Origin of the sequence: Paenibacillus sp. HW567 (assembly GCF_000374185.1) — a bacterium.
Classification (GTDB): domain Bacteria; phylum Bacillota; class Bacilli; order Paenibacillales; family Paenibacillaceae; genus Paenibacillus_AQ.
The window spans coordinates 3,901,422-3,913,977 of record NZ_KB910518.1 but is presented as its reverse complement, the minus strand read 5'-3'; the positions used below and the strand labels follow the sequence as shown (position 1 = coordinate 3,913,977).

12 protein-coding genes, 1 pseudogene and 1 riboswitch are annotated in these 12,556 nt (G+C 56.2%); of the genes and pseudogenes, 12 read left to right on the top strand and 1 reads right to left on the bottom strand.

Annotated features, from left to right (window positions below):
- Positions 1–11: 11 nt before the first annotated feature.
- The 3 genes from B212_RS0117815 (at position 12) to B212_RS0117800 (ending at position 3,737) form a co-directional block, all read left to right on the top strand.
- The gene (locus B212_RS0117815; RefSeq protein WP_019912319.1) at positions 12–1,718 is read left to right on the top strand and encodes an S-layer homology domain-containing protein; all 1,707 of its coding nucleotides are present in this window, start codon (positions 12–14) and stop codon (positions 1,716–1,718) included.
- Between the two features lie 233 nt (positions 1,719–1,951).
- The gene (locus B212_RS0117805) at positions 1,952–3,448 is read left to right on the top strand and encodes an alpha-N-arabinofuranosidase (RefSeq protein ID WP_019912317.1); all 1,497 of its coding nucleotides are present in this window, start codon (positions 1,952–1,954) and stop codon (positions 3,446–3,448) included.
- Positions 3,449–3,461: 13 nt separating this feature from the next.
- Positions 3,462–3,737 (top strand): DUF6171 family protein, encoded by a 276-nt coding sequence (locus tag B212_RS0117800; protein WP_019912316.1) that lies wholly within the window; start codon positions 3,462–3,464, stop codon positions 3,735–3,737.
- A 132-nt stretch (positions 3,738–3,869) separates the two neighbouring features.
- On the opposite strand, the gene B212_RS0117795 is transcribed toward B212_RS0117800, so the two are convergent.
- A complete protein-coding gene (locus B212_RS0117795; protein ID WP_019912315.1) occupies positions 3,870–4,805 on the bottom strand; it encodes an ArsR/SmtB family transcription factor in 936 nt (311 codons plus the stop codon).
- A 204-nt stretch (positions 4,806–5,009) separates the two neighbouring features.
- A riboswitch (cobalamin riboswitch) is annotated at positions 5,010–5,209 on the top strand.
- Positions 5,210–5,394: 185 nt separating this feature from the next.
- Between B212_RS0117795 and B212_RS0117790 the strand changes: the two genes are divergently transcribed.
- The 9 genes and pseudogenes from B212_RS0117790 to cobK all read left to right on the top strand — a co-directional run bounded on the left by B212_RS0117790 (position 5,395) and on the right by cobK (position 12,485).
- A complete protein-coding gene (locus B212_RS0117790) occupies positions 5,395–6,162 on the top strand; it encodes an energy-coupling factor ABC transporter permease (RefSeq protein WP_019912314.1) in 768 nt (255 codons plus the stop codon).
- Entirely contained in the window at positions 6,159–6,443 is a 285-nt protein-coding gene (locus tag B212_RS0117785) for an energy-coupling factor ABC transporter substrate-binding protein (protein ID WP_019912313.1), read from the top strand. Before B212_RS0117790 ends, B212_RS0117785 begins: the two co-directional genes overlap by 4 nt.
- Positions 6,440–7,105: a CbiQ family ECF transporter T component gene (locus B212_RS31760; protein WP_051128180.1), complete on the top strand. Its 666-nt coding sequence runs from the start codon at positions 6,440–6,442 to the stop codon at positions 7,103–7,105. The genes B212_RS0117785 and B212_RS31760 overlap by 4 nt, the downstream gene beginning before the upstream one ends.
- Positions 6,996–7,217: a hypothetical protein gene (locus tag B212_RS34595; protein WP_198015952.1), complete on the top strand. Its 222-nt coding sequence runs from the start codon at positions 6,996–6,998 to the stop codon at positions 7,215–7,217. The genes B212_RS31760 and B212_RS34595 overlap by 110 nt, the downstream gene beginning before the upstream one ends.
- Before the next feature lie 60 nt (positions 7,218–7,277).
- On the top strand, positions 7,278–8,144 hold the full coding sequence (locus tag B212_RS0117775; protein WP_019912311.1) for an energy-coupling factor ABC transporter ATP-binding protein: 867 nt from the start codon (positions 7,278–7,280) through the stop codon (positions 8,142–8,144).
- Between the two features lie 76 nt (positions 8,145–8,220).
- Positions 8,221–8,379: a hypothetical protein gene (locus tag B212_RS34590; protein ID WP_156830160.1), complete on the top strand. Its 159-nt coding sequence runs from the start codon at positions 8,221–8,223 to the stop codon at positions 8,377–8,379.
- A 291-nt stretch (positions 8,380–8,670) separates the two neighbouring features.
- A pseudogene (gene cobJ / locus B212_RS35945) lies at positions 8,671–10,389 on the top strand (precorrin-3B C(17)-methyltransferase); the annotation flags it as partial.
- Positions 10,390–10,395: 6 nt separating this feature from the next.
- Positions 10,396–11,703, top strand: coding sequence for a sirohydrochlorin chelatase (locus B212_RS35940; RefSeq protein WP_198015932.1), 1,308 nt, complete (start codon positions 10,396–10,398; stop codon positions 11,701–11,703).
- Between the two features lie 5 nt (positions 11,704–11,708).
- Positions 11,709–12,485, top strand: a complete 777-nt coding sequence (gene cobK / locus B212_RS0117765; protein ID WP_019912309.1) for a precorrin-6A reductase — start codon at positions 11,709–11,711, stop codon at positions 12,483–12,485.
- Positions 12,486–12,556 lie beyond the last annotated feature (71 nt).

Here is a 12,556-nt window from a genome sequence, read left to right as displayed (position 1 = left end):
AGGCAATTTCATTGAACAAAAAAATATTGGCTGTTGGTGTAGTCATTCTCATGCTCTGTTCCTTATGGCCCTCCGCTGGTTTTGCGGCGGATGAGCCGGAATTTTCCGTTGCCGTCTCGAGGACAATGGTAACCGCAGGTGAGCAGGTAGATGTTCAGGTCAGTGTGAGCAAGGCCCGGGATTGGACGGCATATGAGCTGAATCTGGATTTTGATCCTGCAAAATGGTCTGTGAACAGCGATTCCTTTACCACGAATCTAAGCGGCGGCTTCAGCTCTATCGTCAATCCGGAGCTGCTGGACGGAGGCCAATTGCGTGCCGTTTACACGAAGCTGGGCAATGCGGCAGGCGACAGCGGGGCGGCTGTTCTCGGGAAGGTTACCTTTACCGCCAAAGTGAACGGCACAAGCTCTTTTACATTGAAAACAATTAAAGTCAGACACAGCGGCGCCTGGTCCCTCTACACGCCTGATGCCAAGGCCTCCGTTACCGTTGCGGACAGCACGAATGGAACGGGCGGAACCGGCACACTGCCGGATACAGGAAGCACGCCGGGCGCTGCCGGAGGGGGGCTCAGCTTCAAAGCTGAACCGGACAAGAACGGGGTAGCATCGGTAAAGCTTGATTCTGTCGGTATACAGCAGGCAATCGGCCAGCTCAGCGGCACCGACCTGACCATTGTTCTGCAGCCGGGAGCGGGGGCCAAGCAGGTTGTAATTGAATTCCCGCTCGAAGTGATCCGGAGTGCATTAGGACAGAAGCTAAAGACGGTCACCATTAACAGCGGGTTGGCCAGCATCACGCTGAATGAGAAGTTTTTCGGCAAGGAAGCAGCCAAAACCGCGGGCAGTCTGCAGTTCTCTGTCGCGCAAGCCGGCTCTTCTTCCTTACCGGTGGCCGTACAAGATAAGGTTAGACCAGACGCGGTTATCTATGATTTCCAGTTGAAGCTGGATGGCAGCGCTGCGGGTGTTTTTAACAATCAAGAAGTAGCGGTGAAGGTGCCGTATACACTACAGCCGGGCGAAACCGCAAATAAGGTAGTCGTTTATTATGTGGCGGATAACGGCGTGCTGGAGCCAGTGAAGAGCACCAAATATGATCCGGCTTCGGGAAGTGTAACGTTCCGGCCGCAGCATTTCAGCAGGTATATACCGGCATATGCCGATGTGACCTTTAAGGATCTGTCCAAAGCCGAGTGGGCCAGAGAGTCCGTTGAGGCCCTGGCGGCAAGAGAGGCGATCAACGGGGTAGGCAGTGGACAATTTGATCCGAATGGACGTGTGAGCCGGGCGCAGTTCATTACGATGCTGATCCATTCATTTGATCTGCATGATGCCGCTGCCGTCTCCTCATTCACGGATACTCAGCCGGGCGCATGGTATTATACTGCTGTAGCTTCAGCCCAGAAGCTGGGCATTATCGAGGGCAAGCCGGACGGCAGCTTTGGAGTGAATGACAGCATTAGCCGTCAGGATCTGGCGGTCATGTTATACCGGGCTTCCCGGGTTCTCGGGCTGGAGCTGGGCGGATCACAGGCGGCAGAAGCTGTATTCAGCGATAAGGCTGAGATTGCGCTGTATGCCTCCGAAGCCGTCGCGGCTATGCAGCAGCATGGGATTGTTAACGGCTTAAGCGGCAACACCTTTGCACCTAAAGGGTTATCGACCCGGGCGCAGGCAGCGGTTATTTTGTACAGAACGCTTTTGCTGTATTAGGGGTTCAGTCCTATATAAGATTGATGCTGCTCAAAAGCTGCTTCCGGGCCAACCCGGGGCAGCTTTTTTTAGTCCGTTCAGGACAGGTGAAGTTCACGGATGGGGGCTCGCGGGCCCTTTTGATAGACAAGGCGCTTTTGTTGTTGACGAATGGAAAAGAAGAGTTTTATAATATTAATATAATCATTAAATAGTTAATAATTATATTAACTTAAAGAGAGGCGGAATTTTTCATGGCTCAACGTATTGTGCTTAACACGGACATCCGCAAGGGAACGATTAACCGGAACATTTACGGGCATTTCTCCGAGCATCTGGGACGCTGCATTTATGAAGGCATCTGGGTAGGAGAGGATTCCCCGATTCCAAATACAAAGGGTATCCGCAATGATGTAGTGGAAGCGCTTAAGGAAATCAAGGTGCCGGTGCTGCGCTGGCCGGGCGGCTGTTTTGCCGATGAATACCACTGGAAGGATGGCATCGGGCCGCGCGAAGGCCGCAAACGGATGATCAACACTCACTGGGGCGGGACGGTTGAGAACAACCATTTTGGCACCCATGAATTTATGGAGCTGTGCGCCATGCTGGAATGCGAGCCGTACATCAACGGCAATGTGGGCAGCGGCACGGTTCAGGAAATGTCGGAATGGGTTGAGTATCTCACCTTTAACGGCGTTTCTCCGATGGCTGAGCTGAGAGAGAAGAATGGACGTCAGGAGCCTTGGGCTGTACAATATTTTGGCGTGGGCAACGAGAACTGGGGCTGCGGAGGAAATATGCGTCCTGAATATTATGCGGATCTGTACCGCCAATATCAGACGTATGTGCGCAACTACGGGGATAACCGCATCCACCGGATCGCCTGCGGCCCGAACTCGGATGATTACAACTGGACGGAAGTGCTGATGCGCGAAGCCGCCCGGTTTATGGATTCCCTTACGCTGCATTACTATACTGTCCCTGGCCCGGCTTGGGAGCAGAAGGGTGCGGCTACCGGCTTTGAAGCTTCGGAATATTTCACCACACTGGAAAAGGCGCTGCATATGGAAGAGCTGATTACCCGCCACAGCGTAATCATGGACAAATACGATCCCGAGAAAAGAGTCGGCCTGATCGTCGATGAGTGGGGAACCTGGTATGATGTGGAGCCGGGCACGAATCCAGGATTCCTGTACCAGCAGAACTCGATCCGCGACGCGCTGGTAGCCGGGCTGACGCTGAACATCTTCCACAAGCACAGCGACCGTGTGCGGATGGCGAACATTGCCCAGACAATCAACGTGCTGCAGGCGGTTATTCTGACCGAAGGGGAGAAAATGCTGCTGACTCCAACTTATCATGTGTTCAACATGTACAAGGTGCATCAGGATGCCGAGCTGCTGGATTTGACGGTGGAGAGCGGCTCTTACAGCTTCGACGGACGGGAAATCCCGGAAGTATCGGCTTCGGCTTCAGTCAACGCGGATGGTGTGATTCACGTCAGCCTGTGCAACCTGAACCATGCGTCTACAGCTACGCTTCCGCTGGAACTGCGCGGTCTTGCAGGCCAAGCGGCAGAGATCACCGCTGCTACGCTTGCCGGGGCAACGATTGATGCCCACAATACCTTCAGCGAGCCGGAAGCGGTTATTCCTCAGCCATTCACTGCGTTTACACTGGAAGGGGATACGCTTACTGTGGAGCTGCCGGCGATGTCGGTAACGGTGCTGGAAATTACACCGAAGGCGTAAAAGGAGTAAAGATATGGCGACTACCACTGGCTGCAAAGGCTGCCGGGACGATTATAAGGTTACGGAGGCGCAGATTGCCCGTATTCTGGCGTCTTCCATGTTCAATGAGGACAACACCGCTTCGGATCAGGTGTATGCGGAGCGCATTGCTCTCTGCGGTGCCTGCTCCAAGCTGCAGGACGGTGTGACCTGCACCGCCTGCGGCTGCATCATCCCGGTTGTTGCGCGGCTCAAGGCGCGCGGCTGTCCGCTTCCCGGCGGCGGACTCTGGCAGCCGGTCACGGAATAAGCAGGCGCAGAAGGCTTGCAGCCAGCGCCGCCGAACTAGAAAGCCCCTATGCTCCGCATGCACATGTGCAGCGGTGATAGGGGCTTTTTAGAGTGCCTATGTCTCCAGCTTGAGCGGGACATCTTCCACAACTTAAGGAGCAGCCGCTTCTTTGGCACCGGTGCTGTCCGCATAAAACAGCTCAACCAGCATGTCTTCATTATAGTTGCCGAAGCCCTTGCCGAAGAGTGTAAGTCCGCCGACATGCTCCGCATTCTCTTCCACCGACAGCCTGAAGGTCCACTGCTTGCTGCGGATGCCCGCCTCATCCAGCGTCACCCCGGAGAGCTTGTGCCCGTCCATGTATGTGCCCTTGGGGGTAATCCGCAGTTGCTTCAGCAGACCATACTGATTGGTAAGCGGATGCCACCAGGCAGGCGTATATTTGCCTCTGCTGTCTCCGTAGTCGCCGGGACTGGTCCAGTAGCCCAGCTTGACGCCGTTCAGGGTAAAGGTGATGTCCGAGGGCCAATTATTATTGATGGACGGCGCTTCGGAGGCGATTTCCATCGTAATAACCAGCTCCTCCGGCTGCTCGCTGGACAGCAGAAAGTTGGGGATTTTGTATTCGACGTATCCTTTGCCGAACCAGAGTATCGCCGCATTCATCCGCTCCAGGTCCCAGAAATAACGCGGGTCGTCGAAACTGCCGATGATTTGCTCCGTGGTGGCCAGTCCGCAGGTCGGTTCGATCTGAAAGTCGGAATAATGGCCCACGGGCAGCTCGATGCGGTAGCTTTTGCGTTCGGTTCTCCCTTGGCCGGGAAAAATAATCTCCGCACCCTCCGCGGCCAGCGTGCAGATCTTTTGCAGACCGCTCCGTCCGGGGGCCATATGTGTCCGGATCAGCCCGGCAGTCTCCAGCTTGCGGACATGCATGGTCATAATGGCGCTGCTGAGCTTGGCTGCGGATGCCAGCTCCTTAACGTTCATTGGCTGAACGGCAAGCAGGCGGAGCATGCGGAGGCGCACAGCGCTGGATAAGGCTTCATATACAGGCAGCGATTCTTCGGTAAGATCGAGTTTCATAGGCAGCCTCCAGGTTCAGGGTGGAAATGTGACTTCCCGCTGAAACGGCACCGTCCATTAACAGGACGCCAAAGCCGTTTCTGCTTATATAGTTAATAATTATATTATTCAAATGAGCTTCTTACAAGCTATGCAGCTCTTTACAGGCGTTTCCACTTTTATCACAGACACCGGCCAGCCATGTCCGCTATGATGTACAGGATGAATCAGCGATCACAACAAGGTGCCTTTGAGTGTGCACTGTACCTCAAGGGATAACAGGGAATCGGGTGCAACTCCCGAGCGGTCCCGCCACTGTAAGGAAGAGCCAGCCTTCACGATGTCACTCGGCAGAACGCCGGGGAAGACGGGGGTATGACGCTAATATTCCAAGCCAGGAGACCTACCTTGTTTGCGCACACACGACTCTACGCGGATAGGAGCGGTGTACGAAGAGGTTCAGAGAAGAGGGTATGCCTGCAGAATCTTACCGGCGGGACAGCAGCCTTCTCTTTGTGATCTTTCGACGTACATAATACTCCCACCCTCTCAGGGCGGGAGTTTTTGGTCTACAGCAGACAGTCAATGGATGAAAGGATGGAGAAGAGGAATGAAGAAGGGCGGTTTTGGCAGCTTCGCAGTGCTGGTTGGCGGATTTACACTTTATTTTCTGCTGAATGAGCCGGGTACAGCCGAAGCGATGCATATTATGGAAGGATTTTTGCCGATAGGGTGGGCTGTGTTCTGGTGGGTGGCCTTTGTGCCGTTCTTTGTGTTTGGAATCATGAAGCTGAAAAAGATGACCCAAGACAATCCCGAGCTGAAGCTGCTGCTTGGGCTGTCGGGTGCTTTTACCTTTGTATTGTCCGCACTCAAAATGCCTTCGGTAACCGGAAGCAGCTCCCACCCCACAGGGACGGGACTTGGCGCCGTGATGCTGGGGCCGCTGCCGATGAGCGTGATCGGCTCCATTGTGCTGTTGTTTCAGGCGCTCTTGCTGGCGCACGGCGGAATAACCACCCTTGGGGCGAATGCGTTCTCGATGGCTGTCGCCGGTCCCTTTGCCGGCTATGCAGTCTATAAGCTGACGATGAAGCTGACGGAACGTGAAAAGCTGGCGGTATTCTGCGCAGCGGCGGCGGCTGATCTAATGACCTATGTTGTTACGTCTTTTCAGCTTGCGGTGGCTTTTCCGTCCGCAGACGGCGGTATGCTGGCTTCTTTTGTTAAATTCGGCGGCATATTTGCCGTGACCCAAATTCCGCTGGCGATCAGCGAGGGGCTGCTTACCGTACTGCTGTGGAACTGGCTGAAGGCCTATAGCCCGCAGGAGCTGTCGCTGCTGAAACGCGGAGTCAAAGGAGGAAGCGCAGAGTGAAAAACAAATGGAGAAACGCGCTGATGCTGCTGGCGGTGGTGCTGCTGGTGGTGCTGCCGCTGCTGCTGGTGAACGGGGAATTCGGCGGAGCCGACGATGCGGCGGAGGGAGCGATTTCGGAGATTGATCCTGCGTATAAGCCCTGGTTCAAGCCTCTGGCCGAGCTGCCGGGAGAAACGGAGAGTATGCTGTTTGCGCTGCAGGCAGCCATCGGAGCCGGAATTATCGGTTATACGGTTGGTCTTATGAAAGGGAAACGGGAGCGTCAGCAGCAGAAATGATCAGAAGAATTGATGCGTTGTCTTACAGCAATGCGCTGCGGCAGCTCTCCCCGATGTGGAAAAGCCTGTTCGCCGCAGTGATGTTCATGCTCTCTTATGCGCTGCACCCTGCGCTGCAGGCTGTCATTACGCTGTGGATGATCCTGTGGTGCCTTCTGTATGCCAAAATCCCGCTCAGCGCCTACGGGCTGCTGTTCGGTACGGCGCTGCTGTTCTACCTTCTGAGCGTTCCGGCGCTTCTGGTGGAGCTGGGCCATCCCGCTGCTGGAGAGGCTGCGCTGTCAGTGCCGCTGCCGGGGACGGCGCGGTTCATCTACATTACAGCGGAGGGCGGATTGCGGGCGGGCGTGCTGCTGGCACGGGTAGCGGCCTGTCTGTCCTGCTTTTTTTTCATTATGTTCACCACGCCGTTCGGCGAATTGCTGCTGGTGCTGCGCAGGCTGCGTATGCCGCAGATCGTCCTGGAGCTGATGCTGATTATGTACCGCTTCCTGTTCCTGCTTGACGATGCGGCACACGGCATGCTGCTGGCCCGGCGGCAAGAGAGGTTTCATGTCCAAGCTGCGGGAGGCTGCAGGAATGGCGGCAGCACTGTTCGCAAGCACGATGCACCGTTATTACGGGCTGTCGCAGGGGCTTGTGGCCCGGGGATTCACCGGTGAAATTCCTTTGCCGCCTTATGTATCCCGTCCAGTGCCGCGCAGGTTTGCTGTGGAGGCTTATGCTGGAATCCTGCTTCTGCTGCTGGCACAGCTATGGATTACATGGAGATAACGGGCGTTCAGCATTACCTATCAATAGATGAAGTGAAATGAGCGGAAGAAGGAGAGCATCATGGACAACAAGAATTCCTGTCTGGCCTTTGAAGGGGTGGTGTTCCGTTACCCGGACACGGCGGAGCCTGCGCTGCGGGAGCTGACCGTCTCTATTCCCAAGGGTGGGAAAACAGCGGTGCTCGGCCATAACGGCTCCGGCAAATCCACCCTGTTCCTGCATGCCGTAGGCATTTTACGGCCACAGGCCGGGACGGTGCAGCAAGCGGGCAGCCCGGTATCCTACGCCAAAAAAGAACTGGCCGTCCTGCGGCGCAGAGTCGGCCTGGTTTTTCAGGACCCCGAGCAGCAGCTTATTTTAAGCACACCGCTGGAGGATGTGTCGTTTGGGCTGCGGGGGATGGGGATGGATGAGCCGTCGATTCAGGCGCGCTCTGCTGAGGTGCTTGAGCAGCTTAATCTGACGGCGCTGAAGGATAAGCCGGTGCATCAGCTCAGCCTGGGCCAGAAAAAGCGTACCGCGCTCGCCGGTGTGCTGGCGATGGGACCGGAGCTGATTTTGCTGGATGAGCCAACGTCCTACTTGGACCCGGTGTCCGAAGCGCAGCTTCTGGAGGGGCTGGATACCATTCACCGCAAGGGCACTACGGTCGTTATGGCTACGCATGATATGAACCTGGCCTACCGCTGGGCGGACTGGGTCATCGTTCTTGATCAGGGAAGCTGCGTTGCCGCCGGAACGCCGGAGGATATTTTTGCCCGGAGGGAAACGCTGCTGGCCGTGGGCCTTGAGCTTCCGCTGCTGGCCGATCTGTGGCACAGTCTGCCCCGCCGCTTGACCGCAGGGCATAACGTTCCCCGGAATGCGGAGGATTTCAAGGCGCTGCTGGGCGGGATGCTGGGCGAGCGTGCGGGAGTGGATTTTTAATGGATTTTCGATAATAAAAGGAGAGTATCTGTTTCACTGAAACAGATATCTGGAAGCCATACGGCGGATCGCTGTTTTGGATGCATGGGTTTCTTTTAAGGGCGGGGCAGGACGGTTCGGGACGCGACGGCTCGGTCATGTCTATTCGGAGCGCGATGTGAGAGGATTGCGGCAGCTAATGGAAAACGGGCGGCTTGTTGTCCGCAGGATTGCCGGAATGAGAGGGTTTGCGTAGCTGGTTGGAGGCGGGTTGCATATTTTGTCCGTACTCCCTCCCGGTAACACAGCCGTTGTAATTGTAATTGTAAATAGTGCAATAGAAACTCGGCATAACAGGCTAATAGAGTAATCGGCTGTATTTTGTGCAACAGAAATTTGAATAATGCACGTATTTCCGGAGTTTTGTTCGATTCTAATGTACGAAGTGCAATAGAATTGTAAATTTCCTTCCTTGGAGAAGGTTCTGTTGTAGAAAGTACAATTGCTATAGTTAATTGGAGTTTGGGGAGACGAAGGGGGAACAAGGGTGGATAAACAAGGAAAGCTGCTGATCATCGGCTTTGGTCCAGGCAGGCTGGAGCATATTACGGGCCGCGCTCTGGCTGCGCTGGAAGAGAGTGAAGCCGTGATCGGCTACACGACATATGTGGATCTGATCAAGCCGCTGCTGCGGCATCAGGAAATTGTCGGCACAGGCATGACCGAGGAGGTCAGCCGGGCCCAGGAAGCGGTGCGGCGGGCAGAGGCGGGTCAGACCATTGCCGTAATTTCCAGCGGGGATGCAGGCGTATACGGAATGGCCGGGCTGGTCTACGAGGTGCTGATTGAGCGGGGCTGGAGCCGCAAGGAGGGTGTGGAGGTTGAAGTCATTCCCGGCATATCGGCGATTCAATCCTGCTCCTCGCTGCTGGGCGCGCCGATTATGCATGATTCCTGCACAATCAGCCTAAGCGACCATCTTACGCCTTGGGAGAGCATTGCGGCACGGGTTACGGCAGCGGCAGAAGCGGATTTCGTGATTGCTTTTTACAACCCGCGCAGCGGAAAACGGACCCGCCAGATTGAAGAGGCGCGTCATATTCTGCTCCGTTACCGTGATCCTGCCACGCCGGTCGGCATTGTCAAAAGCGCCTACCGCGACCGCCAGATAACGGTTGTCACGACGCTTCAGGACATGCTGGAGCATGAGATTGGCATGCTGTCCACAGTCATTGTCGGCAACTCTGCCACGATGGTCTATGAGGGCGTGATGGTCACGCCGCGCGGGTATGAACGCAAGTATAGCCTTGGGGCGGATAAGCAGGAACTGAAGCCGCATGAGCGGCTGCGGACCGCAGCCGAGCCGTGGTCTTTGGCGGCGATGACCGGCGGCGAAGCCAGCCGGGATGCCGTGCTCAGAGCCGGAGCAGCGCCGGAGGGGAGCGCAGGCGCTGGAGCGGCTGAGAGGACAGCGCTGAATGTCGGTGAAAGAGCGGCTGAGAATGCAGCGATGGGCCCTGGATTTGGAGCGGACGGGCAGGCAGTAGAGATTACGGGTAATGAAGCGGACGGGCTGGCTGCGTTAAATGCAGGATTATCTGTTGCTCCGGGGGAGCAGGTGAAAAGTATGGGTTCCGGCGATCCGCAGGCACATTCGTCCGCAGTTTGCGACCTGGAGATTGCTCCGCAAACCGGCAGCCGGGCGTTCAGCGGTGGGCAAATGAAGCTGCTGGCAGAGCTGGCAGGCGCTGACGGACGGCTTGTGTACACCAAAGACGGACACTTTGTTCTGCGGGACATCCAGGCGGAGCAAGCAGGAATAGCCGATGCTTTGACGGCGGCTGGGCTGAATGCTGCTGTCCCGGGGGATTCTGTGAAGGTCATAACCTGCGGGTTTTGTGAGCTGAGAAAACAGAATGCGCTGGGAGCGGCGCAGCGGCTCTATGAACAGTTGAACGGTCAATCCGTGCCGCGTGAGCTGCACATTAGTGTTGCCGGATGCGGGATGGCCTGCAACTCGGCGGTTCTGGAGGATATCGGGCTGATCTGGTCCAGAGGCAGCTATGAGCTGTACCTTGGAGGCAAAAAATCCGGGCGGGCCGCCCATCCGGGCAGCCTGGTCCGCGAAGGAATGAACGAGGATGAAGCGGTAGCCGCAGTAATGGAGGTTGTTTGGCAATATCGTGCGGAAGGCCGCGAGAATGAACGATTCCATGCTTTTTATGAGCGGATGGGTATGGGAAGTGAGGATAAGGCAGAGGAGGCCAGCGTTATGGACGGTACAGCAAGCCAAGAATGCTCAGGCAGCATCGCCGGGGAGGACAACGGGAAGAGAACCGTTCTGCTCGTAGGTCACGGCAGCCGGGTAGAGGAAGGCAATGAGGAGCTGCGGGCGTTCACCCGCTTGCTCGCTGCCCGCAGACCGGAGCTGGCTTTTGAAACCTGCTTTATTGAGCTGTCCGCACCTTCCATTTCCGCAGGCATTGACCGGTGTGTGCAAGGAGGAGCAGCGACCATCTACGTTGTGCCGATTATTTTGTTCGCGGCAGGCCACTCCAAGCTGGATATTCCGATGGCGCTGGACGAGGCCAAGCTGAAATATCCCGGTGTGGAGTTTGTGTACGGGCGTCCCATTGGTGTGCAGATGAGGGCCGTGGATATTTTGCTGGACCGCATCGGGGAGGCTGTACCGCTGAATGCGCCGGAATTTATGGGCAGCCTGACCGAAGATATGAATGCTGCTGGGCTGGAGACTGCGGCTGCAATGACGGAAGCTTTGGATGCCGGAACAGTCTGTGCGGAGGCGCGTCCTTCTGCAGTTGAAGATAAAGATACAATAGTGCTCTTAATGGGACGCGGCGGCAGCGACCCCGATGCGAACAGCGATTTCTGCAAGCTGACCCGGCTGCTCTGGGAACGGACCTCCTATAGAAGCGTCGAAGCTTGCTTTATTGCCATAACCAAGCCTTTGCTGCCCGAGGGTCTGGAGCGCTGTCTGGTTTTGGGTGCGCGCAAAATTGTGGTGCTGCCGTATCTGCTGTTCAACGGGCTGCTGATGCAGCAGTTTAACGAAACGGTCCGGCTGTTCGCCGCCGCCCATCCAGAGATTGAAGTGGAAATCGGCAGCTATCTGGGCGCTCATCCGCTGCTGGCTGACATGCTCCTGGGACGCATTGATGATACCCTGGAAGGACAGGCCTATTCCAACTGTGACAACTGCAAATACCGTGATGAAGCCGCTGCGCACCACCACCACCATCATGGGCACAGCCATGAACACAGCCATGATCACGGTGCCGGGCATCATCACCATGAGGGGGAGTGCCAACATGGGCACGGTCATGACCATAGTGCCGGGCAACATCATCATGAGGGGGAGTGCCATCATGGGCACAGCCATGATCATGGTGATGGACAACATCACCATGAGGGAGAGTGCCATCATGGGCACGGCCATGAACACGGTGCCGGGCATCATCACCATGAGGGAGAGTGCCACCATGGACACGGCCATGATCATAGTGCCGGGCATCATCACCATGCGGAAATAGCCCGGGCCAATGCCCGGAAGGAGCACTGACCGCGATGATATTTATGCTGTGCGGGACGGGAGATGCCCGTGATCTGGCGCTGCATTTGGCGGAGCGGGACTTGCCGCTGCTGGCTTCCGTTGTAACGCCCAGCGCAGCAGAGCGCCTGACGGACGTAGGCATCAGGAGCCGCGTCGGCCGGCTGGATCAGCAGGGGCTGCGCTCTTTTTTGCAGGAGCGGGGCTGCCGTGCTGTAGTAGACGCAAGCCACCCGTTTGCGCTGGAGGCTCATGTGAACGCAATGGGTGCAGCGGCTGCACTGGGCCTGCCGTATTTTCGCTACGAGCGGCGCAGTATCCAATATGACAGCCAGCCTAAGCTGATTGTTGTACACTCTTATGAAGAGGCTGCGCGCAAAGCCAAGGAACTGAAAGGCTCGGTCATGCTGACCACGGGTGGAAAAACGCTGGAGATCTTCACCAAGGAGCTGCTGGGCGATCCCGGTATTCGTCTGACGGTCCGGCTGCTGCCTTGTCTGGAGAATATACGTAAATGCCTCTCACTTCGGATTGAGCAGCGCAATATCATTGCTTTGCAGGGGCCTTTTTCCCGTGAATTGAATGAGGCACTGTACCGGCAGTACGGCACACAGGTCATGATTACCAAAGAGAGCGGTGCAGAAGGCTCCGTGGATGAGAAGGTGCATGCGGCGCTTGATATGGGGCTGTATGTGATTTTGATTGCACGTCCGGGGACTGCTTTTGGAGCATATGGCGAGGTCTATGATTCTTTTACCGGAATTTCGGATGCAGTAGCGAGGGCGCTGGAATAGGCGGGGGAAAAATGCTGCCGGTCAGACCGTAAGCTTATTTTAAGGAGATCGGCCTCAGAAACGCCGCTTGA